The sequence below is a fragment of the Chryseobacterium indoltheticum genome (assembly GCF_003815915.1).
In the GTDB taxonomy this organism is placed as follows: domain Bacteria; phylum Bacteroidota; class Bacteroidia; order Flavobacteriales; family Weeksellaceae; genus Chryseobacterium; species Chryseobacterium indoltheticum.
Genome location: NZ_CP033929.1, coordinates 2821404 through 2841424 on the forward strand (window position 1 = coordinate 2821404; position 20021 = coordinate 2841424).

Genomic DNA, 20021 nt, shown 5'->3' on the forward strand with positions numbered 1-20021 from the left:
TATAAACTCTCAGATTTTTTTTCTGGGAGTTTTTTTATGCTTAATATTAACTCCCGAAAAGTCTTCGACAAGCTCAGACTGACAACTATTCTAATATCAACTGTATGGTGTCTGTCAAATTGAGCTTGTCGAAATCTTTATGACTATTTTATTTAAAACTTTAATAAATAATTCCAGTTCAAAGCAAAAAAAATCCGGAGAAAATTCTCAGGATTTATATCAATTAAATGATTGTCTAATTACTTCGCAAAAACGTACTTAATACCGATACCGACAGAAGCAAGATTTACTCCGAAATTATAAGTATCTTTTGAATAATCTGTATCATTTACTTTATAATTATTGTATCCAAATTCTCCTAAAGTAGCTTCAACAGACCAATTTTCATTAAGGAAGTAATCTAATCCCGGCTTAATATTGACGCCGACCGTTGTGAATTTTGTTTTACCACTATTATCATTAAAAGCATAGTTTCCAAAATTGCCTACAAAACTAGAATGTGCTTCAAACTCTTCTCTCCCAAATTCGATCGGAACTTCAAGTTGTGCGAAGAAAAATAATTTTTCAGATAAAGTCCAGTATTTTCTTACAAAGGGCGCAATTCTAAATGCAGACTGCTCATTGATGTTATTAAATCTAAAAACTCCAGCTTCCCCGTTGATGGTTTCGTCTTTTGTAAATTTAGTATTAACGTATCCTACTCCGGCTCCTACCGCTAAATTTGGAGCAACAAAAAATCCGGCAGTCGGCATGATGATGACGGTATTTTTTCTACTGTTTACATTATTATCTTTTTCATGTGCATAAGAAATCTGCCCCGAAAGATAAACCGTTCCCTTATTGATTTGCGCAGTCGAAAACCCAAAAACAGCAATCGCACCTGCTAAAAATATATTTTTCATTTTTTACTTAATCTTGATTTTACTAATTATTTAGCGAACACATATTTTACGCCTAATGTTACAGAAGAAAGCTTAACGCCTAAATCCGTTTTATTGATGTTTTTAGCGCCTTCTAAATCAAGTTTATAAGAATTAAACCCAAACTCTCCAATTGTAGCTTCAACCGTCCAGTTTTTAGTAATGAAATAGTCTAAACCGGGTTTTATATTAACTCCTACCGAAGTATAATTTGCTTCGTAAGTATTCATGTTTCCTACATAATAATCTCCTATGATAGGATTGAATGGCTGAGACTGATATTCGTACAATTCGGTTTTACCAAATTCTAAAGGAACTTCCAGCTGCCCGAAAAAGTAAAGTTTATCACTCAAAGCCCAGTATTTTCTTGCAAAAGGACTAATTGCAAAAGCAGATTCTTTAGTATATTTCGAATACAGGAATGAAGTACCTCCATCAAAAAGTATATAGCTTTGAGAGCTTTCATTTTTTGTAAACCCAATACCTAAACCTACTGCGAAGTTCTGTGCAACAAAAAATCCGGCTGTTGGCAATACCTTCAGGTTTTCTACATAATTATTTGAGCTTTCGGTTCCGTCTTTATAATAACCTGCCTGGCCTGAAAGATAAACTGTTCCTTTAGCAATTTGTGCAGATGCTAATCCACCCGCCAATACTGCAATAGTAAGTAATATTTTATTCATTATTGTTTGATATATTTTTTAAATGTAAAAAAATCCTGAGAAAAAATCTCAGGATTTATATTAATTTATGTTTACTAATTATTTAGCAAATACATATTTAACACCGATACCTACGTTAGCAAGGTTTAAACCAAAGCTATAGTTGTTTGTAGCATCACCGTCTTTTGGTTTGAAGTTGTTGTAACCGAATTCACCGATTGTAGCTTCAATAGTCCAGTTTTTGTTTAAGAAATAATCTAAACCTGGCTTCACAGTAACACCTACTTGAGTGTATTTAGCTTCTGTAGAAAGAGAAGAAGTAGATACAACGTTTCCAGCTGTAGTTACAGAAGAATTTTCAGTTTCTGTTTTTCCAAACTGCATTGGTACAGCTAACTGACCGAAGAAATACAATTTATCAGATAAAGTCCAGTATTTTCTAGCGAAAGGAGCAATTACGAAAGCAGGATTCTTAACTTCTGCAGTGTTTACTGTTGTAGACACAGGAGTTGTAGTTGTAGAAATCAAAGTACTTTTTTGAGTTTGGTAACCTACACCTACACCTACTGCGAAGTTTGGAGCTACGAAATATCCTACTGTAGGAAGTACGTTGAAGTTTTCAACTTTAGAATTTCCATTGTTAGTTTCTTCTTGAGAATAACCAACAGATCCAGATAAATATACAGTTCCTTTAGCAATCTGAGCATTTGATAACCCGAAAAGTGCAACAGCACTTGCAATTAATAATTTTTTCATTTTGAATAATTTTATACTTTCTTGACTGCAAATGTATAATGACATCATTTAATATTAAAATTTGTTAACATGATTAATATCACCCGTCAATACTCATTTTTTTCGAATTAAAATCGCACTCTTGAGAGATAATTATATTTAATTTAAAAAAATCAAAAAAAATACTCCAATTTTTCAACTGGAGTATAATATAAGGTCACTTATAAATATTTTACTTTAAAAAGAAGTTCACACCCAAATTGATGGCTCCAAAGTTAGAATCGATTCTTCTGTCTCTATCTCTGTCCCAATCTCCTCTTTCACTTCCTATGTTTTGATATCCTAAATACAATTCTGCTTTAGGTAACTGAAAACCTACTTTCGGGTATACATACAAGCCACTATCAATACCGTCTTTAGTAGAAATTGCGCCTCCCAGATCAAGACCTACAAAAAGTGGAAGCCCATTAAATCTGTATTTTCCTGATGCAGCCAAAGGAATAAATCCGAAATCTTCCCAACGGTCTTTACCGAAAAAATGAGAATATCCTGTAGCAACACCTACATCCAGACCTTTGGTGATATTCCACATATATGCCGCATCAACACCTAAAGTAAATGAAGCAAAATCTGCAGCATCACCAACTGGCGCACCAATATGGCCTCCCAATTTAAAACCTTCCTGCGCCTGAGCTGCTCCGCCCAAAAATGCGAATGCACCCAACAATAGTAATTTTTTCATTTTAAAAATTTAAACGTTTGTTATTAACTCAATGATTGTTTGTAGCAAACACAATGCCGCAGAAGCGTATTTAAACAAAAAAAGCAAGACAAATAATTGTCTTGCTTTGTAATAGTTTTATTATGAATTAGTTTCCTCCGAATTTGAAACCAATACCAATTTGGAAAAAACTGTTTTTTAACGTTTCATTTCCTTCCGGATTCTTAATAAGATTCGAAACCCCTAAGTTATATCTTGCATCAAAGAATAATCCGTTTTCTAATGTATATTCAGCGCCAATAAAAGGTGCTAAGTTTAACGTATTAACATCATCTTTTACATCTTCAGTTGTGCTTGTAGACTCTGAAAATGATTCACCCATAGCAGATCCTGATAATGTTGCACTAGCTTCAACTTTTGCTGAAGTAACGATACCTACATTAAGACCTAATCCGAATGCTAAACTTTCAGTAGCATAATATTTTGCACTTACAGGAATTTGTACAGTCCCAAATTTCCAATCTGATTTTTGAGTTCCTGTTACCGTTACACCCATTTCAGTGTAAGATACTGATTCTTCTTGCTTACCTCCGATTGGCGAATATAAAACTTCACCTTGTACAGCAAACCTGTCATTGAATTTATATTCAACCATTGCACCAACATAAAAAGTTGATTTTGAATCGAATTTATAAGATTCTCCATCTCCTTCTGCGTTTAACATTGACAATGAATACCCCGCCTTTGGACCAAATTTAAATTCTTGCGCATTGACAGCAACTCCCATTACTGCTACAGAAGCAATAAGTAATAATTTTTTCATAGTTTAAAGTTTTTTTAACAAATTTTAAGAGCCCAAATATATCACTTTTACTGGAATCACAAAATATTTTTAAACTTTTTTGAAAAATTATGACAAAATGTATTATTCTCTGGTTCTTTTATCTTCTTCGTTATATGCCAGAATAATCTTTTTCACCACAGGATGACGTACCACATCTTCTTCTGTTAGATACACAAAACCAATCTCTTTCACATCTTTCAAAATTCGCATCGCTTCTTTCAGACCTGAATGTTGTTTTGGTGGCAAATCGATCTGCGTAGGATCTCCTGTGATGATAAATTTTGCATTCATCCCCATTCTCGTAAGAAACATTTTCATTTGAGCATGAGTTGTATTCTGTGCTTCATCCAAAATTACAAAAGCATCATCCAATGTACGGCCTCGCATAAAAGCTAAAGGCGCTACCTCAATTACTTTTTTCTCCATAAAGCCTTCCAGCTTTTCGTGAGGAATCATATCACGGAGCGCATCATATAAAGGCTGCAAATAAGGATCAAGTTTTTCTTTCAGATCTCCCGGTAAAAAACCAAGACTTTCTCCCGCTTCTACTGCAGGTCTCGTCAACACGATTCTTTTAACCTCCTTATCTCTTAAAGCTTTCGCTGCCAAAGCAACACTGGTATACGTTTTACCGGTTCCTGCAGGTCCGATTGCAAAGACCATATCTTTTTTCTCGGTTTCTTTAACAAGCTTTTTAAGATTGGTCGTTTTAGCTTTAATGATTTTTCCGTTAACCCCTTTTACAATGATATCCTGATCAAAGACAAGCTGTTTTTCATTTTCATCTTTTATATTGAGAATATTTTCTACGTCTTTCAGCCCGATAGAATTGTTTTTAGAAATAAAAGCGACAATATCGTCAAGCTTTTGCTTAAATATATCTAAAGCTTCCTGATTTCCCATCGCAAAGATAAAATGATCACGACCTGTAATTTTAATTGTCGGAAAGCTTGATTTTATTAAATTGAAATATTGGTTGTTTACTCCATAAAAGTTTTTTGAATCAATACCTTCTAAATCATACGTTAATTCAAACATGCAAATATTTTTATATTAGAATTTAAATTTAGAAGTTTTTTTTTAATTTTAAATTAAATTCTTATCCACAATAGCTGTTTCTTTCTTTTTATTTTAGATAAATTTGCAGTTCATCTCTTTTATTCATGTCAATTATTACCCTCACTTCAGATTTCGGACGTTTAGATTACAGAGTTTCGGCTATGAAAGGAAAAATTCTGTCTTTAAATCCTGAGGTAAACAGCGTAGATATTACCCATGATATTCAGGCTTACAACCTTATTCAGACGTCTTATATTGTAAGAAATGCTTACAAATATTTCCCAAGCGGAACCATTCATATTGTTTCTGTAGACAGTTTTTTTCATAAATCAAGAAAAAATATTTTATATAAAGCAGACGGGCATTATTTTCTGGCAGCAGATAACGGGCTTCTAAGTCTGGTTTTTTTTGACATCAAACCTGAAGCGATTTACGAAATCACGCTCAACAACAGATTTGATGATGTGGTAAACTTTACTTCTACCGACGTTTTTGTTCCTGTGGCCGTACATTTGGCCAATGGCGGGCTTCCGGAGGTAATCGGCAGAAAGATAGAATCTGCAAAACAGCTTTTGTTCCCAAAACCGGTTTACAATGAGCCTGAAAAAATGATCATTGGCGAGGTGATGTATATTGATAATTTCGGAAATATAATATCAAATATTAATAAAGATTTTTTTGAAACTTTAGCTAAAGGTTTTGAAAGTTTTACCATCAAATTCAGGAACTTAAGTCTTTCAAAAATATATTCCAGCCATACCGAATTGGTAGTAGACTGGGAAAGAGAAACCGAGTATCATGGGCAATCTGCAGCCATCTTTAACGACAGTGATCAACTTGAATTAACCATCTACAAAGGCAGCAAAAAAAATGGTGCAAAAACGCTTTTCGGGCTTAATGTGGGAGAAAATATTTACATAGAATTTTTCTAAAATTATCTATTTCATAAAAAAACCGATTTTTTTTATATATTTGTCAAAATCTAAAATTTAAAAATGGCAGAATACAAATTATTGCTTCCTTCCATGGGTGAAGGCGTGATGGAAGCTACAGTTATCACTTGGTTATTCAATGAAGGCGACCAGGTAAAGGAAGATGATTCGGTAGTAGAAATTGCAACAGATAAGGTAGATTCAGACGTTCCGACACCAGTTTCGGGGAAAATTGTAAAAATCCTAAAACAAAAAGACGAAGTTGCAAAAGTAGGTGAAGCCATCGCTATTTTAGAAATTGAAGGAGAAGGCGGAAACACAGCTTCTGAAGAAGTAAAAACTGAAACTACAACTCCCGACGCAGCAACCATTCAAGCAATTGAAGAGCCTTTAAGCGCAACGGCGACTTCTCACGTAGAATTTTCGGGAGATCTTTATTTATCTCCACTTGTAAAATCTATTGCACAACAAGAAAACATTTCTGAATCTGAACTAAAAACCATCAAAGGAAGCGGTTTAGAAGGTAGAATTACCAAAGAAGATATTTTAGCGCACGTTGCCAACAGAGGAAACCAGCCTCAACAGGCAGTTCCGCAACAAGCTGCTCCTGCTCAGACGACAGCTACTCCACCAGCAGTAACTTCAGCGCCGGCAACTACAATAAGTACAGCTGCAGGTGACGAAATCATTCCTATGGACAGAATGAGAAAAATCATTGCTGAAAACATGGTGAAGGCAAAACATATTGCTCCACATGTTACATCTTTCATCGAAACAGACGTTACCAACGTTGTAAAATGGAGAGCTAAAAACAAAGATATGTTCGAAAAACGTGAAGGTGAAAAATTGACTTTCATGCCTATTTTCGTAAAAGCAATTGTAAAAGCAATTCAGGATTTCCCTATGATCAATGTTTCTATCAATGGTGATAACATCATCAAGAAGAAAAATATCAACATCGGTATGGCAACTGCTTTACCAGACGGAAATCTTATCGTTCCTGTAATTAAAAATGCCGATCAGTTATCACTTTCAGGGTTGGCAAAAGCGATCAACGATTTGGCGTACAGAGCAAGAAACAAAAAATTAAGACCTGAAGATACTCAGGGCGCAACATATACTATTTCTAACGTAGGAAGCTTCGGAAACTTAATGGGAACTCCTATTATTCCTCAGCCTCAGGTTGCTATCATGGCAATCGGAGCTATCGTTAAAAAACCGGCTGTTCTTGAAACTAAAGATGGTGATGTAATCGCTATTCGTCAGTTGATGTTCATGTCTCATTCTTACGATCACAGAGTGGTAGACGGTTCTCTAGGCGGAATGATGTTGAAACATGTTCATGATTACCTTCAAAACTGGGATTTGAACACTGAGATATAAGTAATAAATAATTGGTAATAAGTAATTTTCACCAATCAAAGTATAAACCTTCGATTTTTTTCGGAGGTTTTTTTGTGTCTTTTCATTAATTATTATATCTATCTGAAGCTTTTAAATTAAATTCAAAAACTTCAGAAATCTACTTATTATGAATTTCAAAATTTAGCAATCAGAATTGGTTATAAAATTTTCATATTCGTAAAAATTAGTTTAGATTTGAGACATGCGTAGAATATTGGTCTACATCCGAAAAGGTCTTAAAAAATCTTTCGATAACATCCGAAACGAACAGCTGAAACATAATTTGCTTCAGGCAATTCCTTTTTGGATAGGCTCGGTGATTACTGGTTTTTTTGCGGTCATGTATGCTAAAATATTTGCTTGGGGAGAAAATCTGCTTCATTTCATTTTAGAATGGCACGACTGGATGATTTTTATTATCGCTCCCATCGGATTTGTCTTATCCTGGTGGCTGGTGAAAGAATTTGCGCCCAATGCCAAAGGAAGCGGAATTCCACAGGTAATGGCCGCTGTAGAGTTGGCAAATCCTAAAGAACACACAAAAATCAGAAGTCTTTTAAGTATAAAAATCATTGTATTTAAAATCATTTCTTCCGTTGTTTTGGTAATTGGAGGCGGAGCTGTTGGTCGTGAAGGACCTACGATTCAGATTGCTGGCTCTATTTTCAGAAAAGTGAATGAATATCTTCCGGAATGGTGGCCAAAAATATCTAAAAAAAACATGATTATGACCGGTGCTGCAGCCGGATTGGCAGCTGCATTCAACACGCCTCTTGGTGGAATCGTGTTTGCAGTTGAAGAATTATCAAAAACACACATCAATTACTTTAAAACAGCGCTTTTTACGGCAGTTATCATCGCAGGTTTAACCGCGCAGACTTTAGCAGGTTCTTATTTATATTTAGGCTATCCTAAAACTAATGATGTTTCACTGATGGTGATGTTTCCTATTATTTTGGTTGCAGGCGTTGCAGGAATTTTGGCGAGCCAGCTTTCAGTAACTATGCTTAAGATAAATGATTGGAAAAAAAGAAAACTGAAAAACGACAGAGCCAATGTATTATTTCTTGTAGGATGTGCTTTAGTCATTGCTTTCATTTCATTTTTTATAAGCCGAGAAGTTTTAGGTTCAGGAAAAGAAATTATGGAACGTGTTCTGTTCACCAGCGACAAACATGAAGATTGGTACGTTCCTTTGTTAAGAATGCTTGGCCCTGCCCTATCTTTTACTTCCGGAGGCGCAGGCGGAATCTTTGCCCCGGCTTTAACGGCGGGTGCAAGTATTGGCTCTGTAATTTCGGGTATAATCCATTTAACTCCTAATGAAACCAACGTTGTAATTCTGGCCGGAATGGTTGCGTTTCTTACCGGAATAACGAGAGCTCCCTTTACCTCTGCCATTATTGTTTTAGAAATGACCGACAGGCATTCTTTGATCTTCCATTTAATGTTGGCTGGAATGGTTTCTTCATTATTTTCAATATTAGTAAGCAGACATTCTTTATATGATGTCTTGAAGATGAACTTCTTAGCAGAAATTAGGAAAGATTAAAATTTTCTTAAAAATATACCACAAATATCACTTATATTAGAATTGTATTCAATTTTTTATTAACTTGGGAAAGAATACAAAAACTAATTATTATGAAAAGACAATTACTCAATGTAATGCTGTTAGGGTTTCCCGTATTTGGTTTCAGCCAGATATTTCTGGAAAACTTTGATGGAAATGGTCAGGGAATAGCAGCCTGGACTGTACTAAATGTAGATGGATTAACACCTGCAACCTCTGTAAATTTTATAACTAATGGATGGAACCGCATCGACAGAGATGGAGCTAACGGAAGTTTTGGAGGCCCTGCCGGAAATTACGCAGCAATGAGTACCTCATGGTATACACCAGCCGGAACTTCAAATGACTGGCTAATCTCACCAACAATTCCTGTTTCCGGAGCTTCACCTACTTTATACTGGGATGCAAAAGCGCAGGATGCAGATTATCCCGACGGCTACAAAGTAATGCTTGCTCCAAATGCAGGCAACACAGTTGCAGATTTCACAGTCGAACTTTACAGTACCACCGGTGAAAACAGTAACTGGACAAGCCGGGCAGCAAGCTTAACTCCTTACATAGGCCAAAACGTTAGATTTGCTTTTGTAAATAATAGCACAGATAAATTTATGCTGATGGTCGACAACATTAAAGTAGATTTTACCTATGTGGCACCACCGCTTTCTTATTGTGGCCCTCTTTCTTTTCAAGACAGTTTATTTGGTGAAGATGGCGATGAGCCAATAACACTGGTAAATTTTGCAGGAATTAATAACACAACTGCTGCCACTGCCTATACAGGAAACAGTCATGAATTTTTTCTTTCCCAAACAGCTAATGTTACATCCGGCCAGTCGTATGACATTACTTTAAAAGGGAATACCGGCGGAAACTATGCGAGTAACTTTGCAGTTTTTATTGATTGGAATCAAAACGGAAATCTCAATGATCCTGGAGAAGTTTATGCCGTAACACAAACTATTACCAACTCTACTGGTACAGATGCTCTTCAGGCTGTACACACTATTACGGTGCCTACAACAGCTCTATCGGGCAATACAAGAATGAGAGTTAAGAAAATCTATGGAACTACAGATCTTACCGATCCTTGTGAAGGCTCAGATTACGGACAGGCAGAAGATTACACTGTAAACGTTACTTCATCTCTATCTGTAAATGATGTTGCTAAAAAAGATTCAAATCTAAAAATATATCCTAATCCTGTTTCTGATATTTTGAATATTGACTCAGCATCAAAAATAAAATCAGTAAAAATATATGATCTGAGTGGCAAAAATGTGTTAACTGAAGTAGTAAATACAAACAAACCAATGCTTAATGTTTCCAGCTTAATCCCCGGAACATATGTAATAACTGCAGAATCAGAAACCGGTTTGCAGTCTGCAAAAATAATCAAGAAATAATTACTTTATTCTAAGATGAATTAAAAAGACCTGTTTTTACGGGTCTTTTTAGTTTTATAAATAATCCGCTGCATATTGCATATTACAAATAGATTTCATATTTTTGCACCTCGAAATAATTAACAAATTCATTTAACATTATGAACAATTACGAAACTGTTTTCATTTTAACTCCCGTTCTATCTGAAGCTCAGGTGGAGGAAGCAGTGAACAAGTATGTAGATCTTTTGAAAGAAAAGAACTGTGAGATTGTCACTAGAGAAAATTGGGGATTAAAAAAATTAGCTTATCCTATTCAACTTAAAAAGAATGGATTCTACACTTTAATCGAGTTTAAAGGTGAAGGAACTGTAGTTGCTGACTTAGAATTGGCATTCAAACGTGACGAAAGAGTAATTCGTTACCTTACTACAAAACTAGACAAGCACGCTATCGAGTACGCTGTAACTAGAAGAACTAAACTTAAAGCTTCAAGAGCTTAATTATTTATTAACCCAAAATTTAAAAAAGACAAGACATGGCAATAGATGATATGGCTAAACAAGCCTCAGCTGGAGGAGAATCTGAAGTAAAATTCCTTACACCACTTGATATCAATACTAAAACTGATAAAAAGTACTGTAGATTCAAAAAATTCGGAATCAAGCACGTTGATTACAAAGACGCTGATTTCTTATTACAATTCGTAAACGAGCAAGGTAAAATTTTACCTAGAAGATACACTGGAACTTCTTTGAAATACCAAAGAAAAGTTTCTTCGGCTATCAAAAGAGCAAGACACCTTGCTATGATGCCTTACGTAGCTGACTTATTGAAATAAGCTAAAAAGAAACAAGAGAAAAGAGAAAAGATTTTGATCTTTTTCTCTTTTTTTAAGTTGCTGAATAAATAATTTAATTCTAACGATTTTTAGATTGAAGAAAAGAAATAATTTTTAAGACATTGGTCTTTCTTCTTTTTTCTTTGTTCTTTTCTCTAAAACTAAAAAACGGACAACAACAATGAACATTATTCTTAAAAAAGACGTAGAAAACTTAGGTCTTGAATTCGACACAGTAAATGTAAAGCCAGGTTATGCAAGAAACTTCTTATTACCTCAAGGTTTTGCTCTTTTAGCTACTCCTAAAAACATTGCAGCTCTTGAAGCTACTTTGGAAGCTAGAAAAGAAGAAGAAGCTAAATTAATCGCTACAGCAAACGGTGTAGTAGATCAATTGAAGAAAACTTCTATTACTATCCCTGCAAAAGTAGGTTCTGGTGATAAATTATTCGGATCTATCAACAATGCAGATCTTTCTGCTGCTCTTGCTAAAGCTGGAGTTACTGTTGATAAGAAGTATATCAAAATTCCTGGAAACACGATCAAGAGAACTGGTAAAGTAACTGCAAACATCAGATTACACAGAAATGTTGAGTACAACTTTGAATTCGACATCGTATCTGACGCACCGGTAGAAGCTCCAAAACCAGCTGCTCCGAAGCCAGTAGCTAAAGTAGAAGAAACTCCTTCTGAAGAAGCATAAGAATTCAAGAGATTTTTCTCTAAAATATAAACCACTTCGTTTGAAGTGGTTTTTTTGTTTTTATTATATTTTTTAGAAGTTATTTCCCGCTATTCACTCATACTCCTCACGCCACCCACTCTCCCACACCAAAACTCTCAAACTTCCCCACTCCCTGTTGCGGGGTAACCGTTTCTATGGTAAGTTTGCATTAGTAAATGTACTTTAATAAATTAGTTAAAAAATTAACCTAAAGATAAAAGCAGCAGGATAAAGGCAGACGCTTCACTGATACTTAGATATCGTCCCCGATTTTATTCCCCTGCTGCTGTTTTCTTCCAAATCCGGATAGAACGTTGTTTAGCCATAACTTTTACCATGGTGGATCAGAAGAAAACTTCTTTAAAAAAGAATTTTGTATGTCAAAAATATCAAAAAAAGTAATTGGAGTAGATGTCGGAGCGAAGTTTTTAACAGTAAGCTTTAATGATTTTGAAAACAGAGATCAGGTTTTTAATATAGAAAATACCCAGCGCTCTATTTTGTCATTTCTAAAGAAACTGCGGATAGAAGATTATTGTTTTGTCATTGAGGCCACAGGAAATTACAGCAGTCGTATTTTACATTTATCCTTAGTTCAGGGCTTTGAATCAAGTCTGATAAACTGTATGTCTGTTAAGCATTTTGCAAGGATGAAAAACATCATCAGCAAGACAGATGCTGAAGATGCCAAGCTGATCAGGCTTTACGGAGAGATGTTTAAACCTGATATTTATACTTCTAAAAGTGTTGATATTGAACATCTTGATCAGGAACTAAAGCTTCTCAATGATTTGGAGGAAGAAAAAAGGAGATATGGAGTGAAGTTAAAATCTCTTCGCTATAATGCTCAGATTAATCCAAACACAGAAAAACATTATGAAAGAAGATTACAACAATTAGAAAAAGAGATTAAAGAAGTTATAAGCCGTCTCCCTGGGCTCCAGGATGAAGAGTTTAAGGAAACAAAAGCATTACTACAAAGTGTATCTGGCATTGGTGAAAAGACATCTCTTCAACTGATGACGGCTACTTCAGGATTTAAAAACTTTAATTCAGCAAAATCATTATCTAAATATTTTGGCTTGGCACCCCGTATTTATCAATCGGGAAAGAAATCATATTCCCCGGGAAAATGCAGAACCTCAAAGAATCATATCAGGGGCTTGTTATATGTTTGTTCGTGGACGGCAATTAAGCATAACAAACAATGTAAAGAGTTTTATGAAAGACTTCTTTCTCAGGGGAAACCTAAAAAATTAGCTTTAATTGCAGTATGTAACAAGCTACTGAGAATATGTTTTGGAGTGGTAAAAAATAAAATCAATTATCAACCAGATTATCAAAAAAACTTTAAAATTTTAACCTGAATAATTTGCATAGTAACATAGAACATCGGGGCTAGGAAATCTATCTTTCATTCCATTTCTGTTATTGCGAGGAGCGTAGCGACGAAGCAATCTCAAAATAAAACGATAAGCAAATTAAAAACTAATTCCACTTTAGCATTCCGTAGGAATCTAAACTCTCTTTATGGAGACTTAGTTATGAAAACTATCGCCTAGATCCTTTCAGGATGACAAACTTTGTGACAATCTTTATTATTTTTTTTAAAGAGATTGCTTCGTCACGTCATTTCTGGCAATGACACAAAACTTCGAACTAAAAATTCTAAAACACTTCACTTCCAATACTCTAAAACACTCCCACCCAAAAACTCTCCCACTCAAGTATTCCCTTTCAATTTATGCAGATATTCAGTCGGCGGAATTCCAATTACTTTTTTGAAAATATTACTGAAAGACGACAGACTGTTGTATCCCACCATCATGGCGATTTCATACATATTGTACTTTTCTTCAATCATTAATTCTAAGGAACGTGTAATCCTCAATGCACGCAGAAAACGAACGTAATTCATACCCAAAATCTCTTTAAACTTTCTCGAAAGCGTTCTTGTACTCATTCCGAATTCTTTTGCGGTAGATTCAATGGTTAAAGGCTTTTCAAGGTTAGCATGAATGTATTGGGCAACCTTCAATAAAGTTTCATCATTGGGAAAAGGATGCTGAACCGGAAATGCCAGTTTTTTATCTCGTTTTTCAGGTAAAATACCTTTTAAAGCTTTAAGGAAATAATAATTAGCACCATCATTCTTTGTGATTTTCCCATCCCAATCTTTTGTATATAAAATCATCTCTCTCAATAAATGACTGACGGAATAAATATTAATTTCATCAAAAAAGCCATCTTCATTTTCTTCTTTTTTAAAATAAAAATTATATAAATCTACTTTCGGACTTGTAGAAAAAATATAATGCGGTGTTCCAGCGGGAATCCATATGAAGCATCGTGCCGGTAAATACCAGTGTTTCAAATCAGTAAAAACATGTACAATACCGCCTTCTGCATACACTAATTGCGCAGAACTATGATGATGAATCTCTGTTTTCACATTGCCTGCAAGAACATGATATATATAAAACTCTGCATCTAATTCTTCAACGGCTCCAAAATGACTGTCATTCATAAAATAAAGGTATGAAAAAAAATCAATTTGGCGTAAATGGACAAATTTTTTTCTGTTTTCACAAATCATGTCTTCGTTATCACTGCGTAAATTTGCAGGATCAAAATCAATTTAGCAAAAAACCTTTAATAAATTTATGAAAATGATATTTAACGCACACAGATATCACTGTATGGCGTTGTGCTTATTACTAATAAGCAATCTTTTACACTCACAGATGATCGATTATCAACATCTCAGCTTACAGCAAGCAGTTGAGATTGGATTAAAGAACAATAAAAAAATTCAGATCAGTCATTTGAAAAACGAAATGTCGGAAACCAAAGAAAAAGATCTCAAAATGGAAAAACTCCCGGAAATTGAGTTTCATACAAGTTATAATCAGGTTTCAAATCTTTTTCAACATGAAAATGGCGTATTTGGAAAAGCGACAAAGTATGACATCATCAATGGAATGTATGATTTTACGCTTTCGGCTTCCATTCCGGTTTACATCGGTGGAAAAATTAAAAATACAGAGAAAAAAGCAGCTATTGACACTGAAATTTCTTCATTAAAAACACATTTGAACGAAAGACAATTGAAGATGGAAATCATCACCGCTTTTCTTCAGATTCATCATTTAAAAGAGCAGCAAGGTTTGATTAATGATAAAATGCACGAAGATTCTGTCAATATCAAACAAGTCAAAGCCTTAAAAGCAAATGGCGTCGTGACAGTAAATGAAGTCCTGAGAACTTCTTTACAGCTTTCTAATCATAAAATGAGTTGGACAGAATTGGATAACGATGTACAGATTGCCGAACATAAATTAAAAACTATTCTTTCACTTTCCGAAAATCAGGAAATGCATGTTGACACGGAAGATTTGATTTCGGAGAATGCAGAAATTCCTTACGTGGATGAATTAACAGAAACAGCTTTGCATAAAAACGAATCCGTAGAAATGGCCAACAAAAATCTTTCGCTTAAAGAAATAGATCAAAAAATTACAAAAGCGAATTATTTACCGAAAATAACTGCTGGTGGAGAATATTTTTTAAAATATCCGAATATGATGTTTTTTCCGCCCGAACCATATGCCTATCGTTTAGGAATGATTGGAGTCAATCTTACTTATCCTATCGAAAGTCTCTATAAAAATAAATACAAAATGCAGGAAGCAAAGGAAAATATTACTCTTGCAAAATTACAGATCGAAGAAAATGAAGAGAACATCAGACACAATGTTTACGAAACTTACAAGAAATTTGAAGAAACCGATCAGAAGGTAAAAATTGCAGAAGAAGCGATCAACCAGGCTAAAGAAAACTACAGAATTGTAAGAACAAAATACAGCAATAAATTAAGCTTGATTACCGAATTAATTGATGCTGACAATGCTTATTTAGAAGCTCAATCTAATCTAATTTCAGTAAAAATAAATCGTCAGCTAAAATATTACCAACTCCAATATGCGATTGGAAACCTATAAAAACTATGGCACAAAAGCAATTAACAAGAAAGGAAAAAAGAATCAACAAAACGATTACTTTATTGGCCTGGATTCTCATTATAACAGGAATTACCGGAATGCTGAGCTTCTATTTTTTTTCAAGAAAAAACGTGACGACCAACGATGCACAGATCGAACAATATATAACGCCGGTTTCAAGCAAAGTTTCAGGATTCATTCAAACGATTAAGTTTAATGAAAATCAATTCGTTCACAAAGGAGACACTTTAATTATAATTGATAATCGTGAATTTGTCAATCAGGTAAAAATGGCTGAAGCCAGCCTTAATGCCAATTCTGAGAATATTAACACCATCGAAAGTGGCGTAAATACCAAAGCAAGCGATAATAAAATCATCGATGCTAAAATTACTTCCGCAAAAATCGACATCTGGAGAACCGAACAGGATTTTAAAAGGTACAAAAACCTGGTTTCAGAAGATGCCGCAACCGAACAACAGTTTGAAAATGCCAAAGCTTCTTATGAGCAGGCAAAAGCAAACCTTTTAGCTTTAGAGCAGCAGAAAAATGCAGTGAGAGCAAGTGTAAATGAACAGGAAACAAAAGTTGCTCCGGTAAAAAGTCAGATTCAGCAAAGCTCAGCAAGTTTGAACAATGCTAAGCTTTTCCTTTCTTATACAGTAGTGACAGCTCCTTACGACGGTTGGGTTGGTAAGAAAACCATTCAGGAAGGTCAGTTGATTAAAGAAGGTCAGGCTTTGGTTCAAATTGTAAGCAAAGAAAAATGGATCATTGCCAATTATAAAGAAACTCAGTTGGGGCAGATCAACCAGAATAAAGAAGTTATCATCACAGCAGATGCTTATCCTGACGTAGAATTTAAAGGAAAAATAGTTTCGGTTTCTCCAGCTTCAGGTTCGCAATTCTCATTAGTAAAGCCCGATAATGCAACAGGAAATTTCGTGAAAATAGAACAAAGATTTCCGGTGAAAATTATTCTTAATAATCATCAAAACAACGAAAAACTACTTTCCGGAATGAATGTTCTGGTGAGTGCTAAAAAGATTTAGAGTTTGAGGGTGGGAGTGTTTTAGAGTTTTAGAGTTTTAGAGTTTTAGAGTAAAAATATTCGGCTCGAATTTTAAATTATCTCATTATCAAATTTTCAAATTAAAATATTTTAGCGAAAAGACAGAATCGCAAGTTTGCCATCTTACCTTTACTTTTACACCCTTGCCCTTTTGTCTTTTCGCATTTTGTTTCAAAAAAATCATGCAACACAATACAATTTATCATAGATGGGTGCCGCAATGGCTGAAGATTCCTCTTTTGGTTTTAGCGCTGTTTCCTCACCTGATGTTGTTGTCGATATTACATTCTAATAGCGCCTTCACATCTTCTTTTATGGATGTAGATTCAGACGATATTCAATATTTAATGATTTTAATGTACGGAACATTTGTGGTTACACTTTTAGTAATACAGCGGTTTATGGCGTATTTCAGTGTGAAATATTATGTACTTTTAATGTCTTCCATTTCGGTCATCATACTCTACTTATTATCGGTTACCAATAATTATTATGCTATTTTGGTAATCAGATTTTTGGAAGGAATTTTCGGAGTATTGGAAGGTGCTATTTTTTTACCGCTAATTATCGCCGAATTAAAAACCAGACACGCCAAAATCATCGCCTATCTTTTCATGTATTCCATCATGTTGACGGGCGGAACGATTACGACTTCTTTATTAAAATCGAGTATTGAAGATTATGATTTTCAGCATATGATTTTAATGATGGTTTATTTTCATGTTTTTATTTTAGTTGTCGGAATTGCCATTTTTAATAGAAACAGGTTTTTCCCAAAAAAGCCTTTGTATCAGTTAGATATTACAAGTTGGTTTTTACTTTGGACATGTTTACAATCAGGAGGTTATGCTATTATCTACGGGAAAAGACTGATGTGGTTTGAATCTGACATCATTATTGTAAGTTTTTTCATCTTTCTGATTTCGGGAGGTTTATTTATGCTAAAACAGAGAAATTCTAAGCGTCCACTTTTTCATTTTGAAGTTTTTAGTTCTAAAAATGTGATCGTCGGAATCTTATTGTTTTTTATTTTTTATTTGATTCGTTCAGGTTTAAATAATGTCTACGCCATCATGGCAACTGTTTGGAAATGGCCTTGGGATTATATCGTCGATATACAATATTGGAATGTTGCCGGAACACTTATCGGTGTATTTTTATCCGGAATTTGTTTAACGAAAGGTGTTTCCTCAAGAATTGTTTTTTTTACCGGATTTATTTTATTGGCGGTTGATTGCGCCTGGTTTACCTACACTTTTTATCCGGACACTACCCTTTCAACGATTTGTCCGCCTTTATTTTTGCAGGGAATTGCGCAGGGTTTATTATTTACGCCTTTGGTTTTCTTTTTAATTTCAGGAACGCCGGAAGATTATGTTGCCAATGCCACTGCTTTAGGAACTACAACCCGTTTCTGGACAACTGCGATCGGTTACGCTTTAATGCAGAATTTAATGCTTTTTTTAACGTTAAAACATTCTGATACCTTAAGTTCTGAGTTTACTGATACAAATCCGATTTTTTCCTCGCAATGGAACCAACTTTTTGGATCAAATAGTACGCAACTTCCCATAAATGAATCTTTATCCCTAACCGCAGGAGCTTTTAAAGCTAAAATAAATGCACAGGCAATGTTGTTGTCTAATATGGAGATTTTTACCGGATTATTTTGGTTAGCTTTAATAACAGCATTTGTGGTTTTACTGTATCATCCGATAAGGATTGCCGTCAGAAATATTATGTAAAGTTTTTAGGCAGAAAATTTGCTATCATTCATGAAATTGATTTATGGAAATTCAGGAAGTCGTATCAAAACAGAAAGCATTTTTTAAAACACAGCAAACGAAAAATATAAGATTCAGAAAAATGTATCTTGAAAAACTTCGGGATGTGATTTTACAAAATGAAAATCTTTTATACGAAGCTATTTACAAAGATTTTGGAAAGTCAAAATTTGACACTTTTACCACAGAAATTTCCTTTATTTTAAATGATATTAAGTATTATCTAAAGAATTTAAAGTCGCTTTCAAAACCTAAAAAAGTACGCACAAATCTTGTTAATCAGATTGGAAAAAGTAGAATTCATTCCGAACCTTTAGGAAATATTTTAGTGATCGGCGCATGGAATTATCCTTATCAACTTTCGTTATCTCCAATCGTTGTAGCTTTAGCAGCCGGAAACTCCTGTATTTTAAAGCCAAGCGAAATTGCTGAAAATACCATGAAAGCAATGGTAAAAATCATCAATGAAAATTTTCCACCAGAATATTTATTCGCTTACGAAGGCGGAATTGATGAAACAACAGAACTTCTAAAGCTCAAATTTGATAAAATATTTTTCACAGGAAGTACGAAAGTCGGGAATATCGTTTACAAAGCGGCTGCAGAAAATTTAACCCCGGTTGTTTTGGAATTAGGAGGGAAATCTCCGGCAATTATTACAAAAGATGCCAATCTTGAAGTGGCAGCCAAAAGAATTATTTGGGGCAAATTTTTAAATGCTGGACAAACCTGTGTCGCTCCGGACTACTTATTGGTCGAAGAATCTGTACAGGAGCAGTTTTTAGAAATGCTTAGAAAAAATATTCAGCAATTTAAATATGAACCTGAATCTGAACATTATACAAAAATCATCAACAAAAAGAATTTTGAACGGTTAATTAAATTAGTTAATCATGAAAAGATTTATGTTGGAGGAGAATATGATGAAGAAAAATTATACATAGAACCAACGATTCTCACAAATATTAATTGGAAAGATGACGTGATGCAGGAAGAAATTTTTGGACCGATTTTACCTGTAATTTCTTTTACTAATTTCAATTTAATTTTAAATGAAATTATAGAATTGGAAAAGCCTTTAGCTGCATATCTATTCACCAATAATGCTGAAGAAAAAGAAAGTTTCACGAATAAACTTTCTTTTGGAGGCGGCTGTATTAATGATGTAATGATGCATTTAGGAAATGAAAATCTTCCTTTTGGGGGTGTTGGGAATTCCGGAATCGGAAATTATCACGGAAAATTTGGTTTTGAAACCTTTTCACATCAAAAAGCTGTTTTACAACGAGCAACCTGGGGTGAACCAGACATAAAATATCCGCCTTATTCCGAGAAAAAACTAGGCTGGATTAAAAAATTTATGTAAA

19 protein-coding genes are annotated in these 20021 nt (G+C 34.5%); 12 read left to right on the forward strand and 7 right to left on the reverse strand.

Going from position 1 to position 20021, the window contains the following annotated elements; translation table 11 throughout:
• Positions 1 to 239: 239 nt before the first annotated feature.
• From EG358_RS13105 to EG358_RS13130, 6 genes are all read right to left on the reverse strand, one after another.
• The gene (locus EG358_RS13105) at positions 240 to 902 is read right to left on the reverse strand and encodes an outer membrane beta-barrel protein (RefSeq protein WP_076558777.1); all 663 of its coding nucleotides are present in this window, start codon (positions 900 to 902) and stop codon (positions 240 to 242) included.
• Between the two features lie 26 nt (positions 903 to 928).
• Positions 929 to 1603, reverse strand: a complete 675-nt coding sequence (locus EG358_RS13110; protein ID WP_076558779.1) for an outer membrane beta-barrel protein — start codon at positions 1601 to 1603, stop codon at positions 929 to 931.
• A 78-nt stretch (positions 1604 to 1681) separates the two neighbouring features.
• Positions 1682 to 2338 (reverse strand): outer membrane protein, encoded by a 657-nt coding sequence (locus EG358_RS13115; protein WP_076558781.1) that lies wholly within the window; start codon positions 2336 to 2338, stop codon positions 1682 to 1684.
• 211 nt (positions 2339 to 2549) lie between these two features.
• Complete coding sequence (locus EG358_RS13120; RefSeq protein ID WP_076558783.1) at positions 2550 to 3059, reverse strand: hypothetical protein; 510 nt, start codon at positions 3057 to 3059, stop codon at positions 2550 to 2552.
• 127 nt (positions 3060 to 3186) lie between these two features.
• Positions 3187 to 3861, reverse strand: a complete 675-nt coding sequence (locus tag EG358_RS13125) for a porin family protein (protein ID WP_076558785.1) — start codon at positions 3859 to 3861, stop codon at positions 3187 to 3189.
• A 102-nt stretch (positions 3862 to 3963) separates the two neighbouring features.
• Positions 3964 to 4920 carry a PhoH family protein gene (locus EG358_RS13130; protein ID WP_076558787.1) on the reverse strand — a complete coding sequence of 319 codons (957 nt, stop codon included), beginning with the start codon at positions 4918 to 4920 and terminating at the stop codon, positions 3964 to 3966.
• Between the two features lie 125 nt (positions 4921 to 5045).
• On the opposite strand from EG358_RS13130, the gene EG358_RS13135 reads away from it, so the two are divergent.
• From EG358_RS13135 to EG358_RS13170, 8 genes are all read left to right on the forward strand, one after another.
• Positions 5046 to 5873 (forward strand): SAM hydrolase/SAM-dependent halogenase family protein, encoded by an 828-nt coding sequence (locus EG358_RS13135; protein WP_076558789.1) that lies wholly within the window; start codon positions 5046 to 5048, stop codon positions 5871 to 5873.
• Positions 5874 to 5936: 63 nt separating this feature from the next.
• Entirely contained in the window at positions 5937 to 7256 is a 1320-nt protein-coding gene (locus tag EG358_RS13140) for a dihydrolipoamide acetyltransferase family protein (protein ID WP_076558791.1), read from the forward strand.
• Positions 7257 to 7479: 223 nt separating this feature from the next.
• Positions 7480 to 8829, forward strand: coding sequence for a chloride channel protein (locus EG358_RS13145; protein ID WP_076558793.1), 1350 nt, complete (start codon positions 7480 to 7482; stop codon positions 8827 to 8829).
• Positions 8830 to 8921: 92 nt separating this feature from the next.
• Positions 8922 to 10253 carry a T9SS-dependent choice-of-anchor J family protein gene (locus EG358_RS13150; RefSeq protein ID WP_076558795.1) on the forward strand — a complete coding sequence of 444 codons (1332 nt, stop codon included), beginning with the start codon at positions 8922 to 8924 and terminating at the stop codon, positions 10251 to 10253.
• A gap of 140 nt (positions 10254 to 10393) precedes the next feature.
• Positions 10394 to 10735 (forward strand): 30S ribosomal protein S6, encoded by a 342-nt coding sequence (rpsF, locus tag EG358_RS13155; RefSeq protein ID WP_076558797.1) that lies wholly within the window; start codon positions 10394 to 10396, stop codon positions 10733 to 10735.
• Positions 10736 to 10770: 35 nt separating this feature from the next.
• The gene (rpsR, locus tag EG358_RS13160) at positions 10771 to 11073 is read left to right on the forward strand and encodes a 30S ribosomal protein S18 (protein WP_034757623.1); all 303 of its coding nucleotides are present in this window, start codon (positions 10771 to 10773) and stop codon (positions 11071 to 11073) included.
• A gap of 181 nt (positions 11074 to 11254) precedes the next feature.
• Positions 11255 to 11776, forward strand: coding sequence for a 50S ribosomal protein L9 (gene rplI, locus EG358_RS13165; protein ID WP_076558799.1), 522 nt, complete (start codon positions 11255 to 11257; stop codon positions 11774 to 11776).
• 398 nt (positions 11777 to 12174) lie between these two features.
• Complete coding sequence (locus tag EG358_RS13170) at positions 12175 to 13164, forward strand: IS110 family RNA-guided transposase (RefSeq protein ID WP_076563147.1); 990 nt, start codon at positions 12175 to 12177, stop codon at positions 13162 to 13164.
• A 356-nt stretch (positions 13165 to 13520) separates the two neighbouring features.
• On the opposite strand, the gene EG358_RS13175 is transcribed toward EG358_RS13170, so the two are convergent.
• Complete coding sequence (locus tag EG358_RS13175; protein ID WP_076560014.1) at positions 13521 to 14324, reverse strand: helix-turn-helix domain-containing protein; 804 nt, start codon at positions 14322 to 14324, stop codon at positions 13521 to 13523.
• Between the two features lie 136 nt (positions 14325 to 14460).
• On the opposite strand from EG358_RS13175, the gene EG358_RS13180 reads away from it, so the two are divergent.
• The 4 genes from EG358_RS13180 (at position 14461) to EG358_RS13195 (ending at position 20020) form a co-directional block, all read left to right on the forward strand.
• A complete protein-coding gene (locus tag EG358_RS13180) occupies positions 14461 to 15798 on the forward strand; it encodes a TolC family protein (RefSeq protein WP_228421327.1) in 1338 nt (445 codons plus the stop codon).
• A gap of 5 nt (positions 15799 to 15803) precedes the next feature.
• Complete coding sequence (locus EG358_RS13185; RefSeq protein ID WP_076559988.1) at positions 15804 to 16850, forward strand: HlyD family secretion protein; 1047 nt, start codon at positions 15804 to 15806, stop codon at positions 16848 to 16850.
• Positions 16851 to 17052: 202 nt separating this feature from the next.
• Positions 17053 to 18615 (forward strand): MFS transporter, encoded by a 1563-nt coding sequence (locus tag EG358_RS13190; RefSeq protein ID WP_076559986.1) that lies wholly within the window; start codon positions 17053 to 17055, stop codon positions 18613 to 18615.
• A gap of 43 nt (positions 18616 to 18658) precedes the next feature.
• A complete protein-coding gene (locus EG358_RS13195) occupies positions 18659 to 20020 on the forward strand; it encodes an aldehyde dehydrogenase (RefSeq protein ID WP_076559984.1) in 1362 nt (453 codons plus the stop codon).
• Position 20021: the final 1 nt, after the last annotated feature.

Coding starts and splice junctions, on each gene's coding strand:
- EG358_RS13105 (WP_076558777.1), bottom strand. CDS start 902: ATGAAAAATATATTTTTAGCAGGTGCGATTGCTGTTTTTGGGTTTTCG.
- EG358_RS13110 (WP_076558779.1), bottom strand. CDS start 1,603: ATGAATAAAATATTACTTACTATTGCAGTATTGGCGGGTGGATTAGCA.
- EG358_RS13115 (WP_076558781.1), bottom strand. CDS start 2,338: ATGAAAAAATTATTAATTGCAAGTGCTGTTGCACTTTTCGGGTTATCA.
- EG358_RS13120 (WP_076558783.1), bottom strand. CDS start 3,059: ATGAAAAAATTACTATTGTTGGGTGCATTCGCATTTTTGGGCGGAGCA.
- EG358_RS13125 (WP_076558785.1), bottom strand. CDS start 3,861: ATGAAAAAATTATTACTTATTGCTTCTGTAGCAGTAATGGGAGTTGCT.
- EG358_RS13130 (WP_076558787.1), bottom strand. CDS start 4,920: ATGTTTGAATTAACGTATGATTTAGAAGGTATTGATTCAAAAAACTTT.
- EG358_RS13135 (WP_076558789.1), top strand. CDS start 5,046: ATGTCAATTATTACCCTCACTTCAGATTTCGGACGTTTAGATTACAGA.
- EG358_RS13140 (WP_076558791.1), top strand. CDS start 5,937: ATGGCAGAATACAAATTATTGCTTCCTTCCATGGGTGAAGGCGTGATG.
- EG358_RS13145 (WP_076558793.1), top strand. CDS start 7,480: ATGCGTAGAATATTGGTCTACATCCGAAAAGGTCTTAAAAAATCTTTC.
- EG358_RS13150 (WP_076558795.1), top strand. CDS start 8,922: ATGAAAAGACAATTACTCAATGTAATGCTGTTAGGGTTTCCCGTATTT.
- rpsF (WP_076558797.1), top strand. CDS start 10,394: ATGAACAATTACGAAACTGTTTTCATTTTAACTCCCGTTCTATCTGAA.
- rpsR (WP_034757623.1), top strand. CDS start 10,771: ATGGCAATAGATGATATGGCTAAACAAGCCTCAGCTGGAGGAGAATCT.
- rplI (WP_076558799.1), top strand. CDS start 11,255: ATGAACATTATTCTTAAAAAAGACGTAGAAAACTTAGGTCTTGAATTC.
- EG358_RS13170 (WP_076563147.1), top strand. CDS start 12,175: ATGTCAAAAATATCAAAAAAAGTAATTGGAGTAGATGTCGGAGCGAAG.
- EG358_RS13175 (WP_076560014.1), bottom strand. CDS start 14,324: ATGAATGACAGTCATTTTGGAGCCGTTGAAGAATTAGATGCAGAGTTT.
- EG358_RS13180 (WP_228421327.1), top strand. CDS start 14,461: ATGAAAATGATATTTAACGCACACAGATATCACTGTATGGCGTTGTGC.
- EG358_RS13185 (WP_076559988.1), top strand. CDS start 15,804: ATGGCACAAAAGCAATTAACAAGAAAGGAAAAAAGAATCAACAAAACG.
- EG358_RS13190 (WP_076559986.1), top strand. CDS start 17,053: ATGCAACACAATACAATTTATCATAGATGGGTGCCGCAATGGCTGAAG.
- EG358_RS13195 (WP_076559984.1), top strand. CDS start 18,659: ATGGAAATTCAGGAAGTCGTATCAAAACAGAAAGCATTTTTTAAAACA.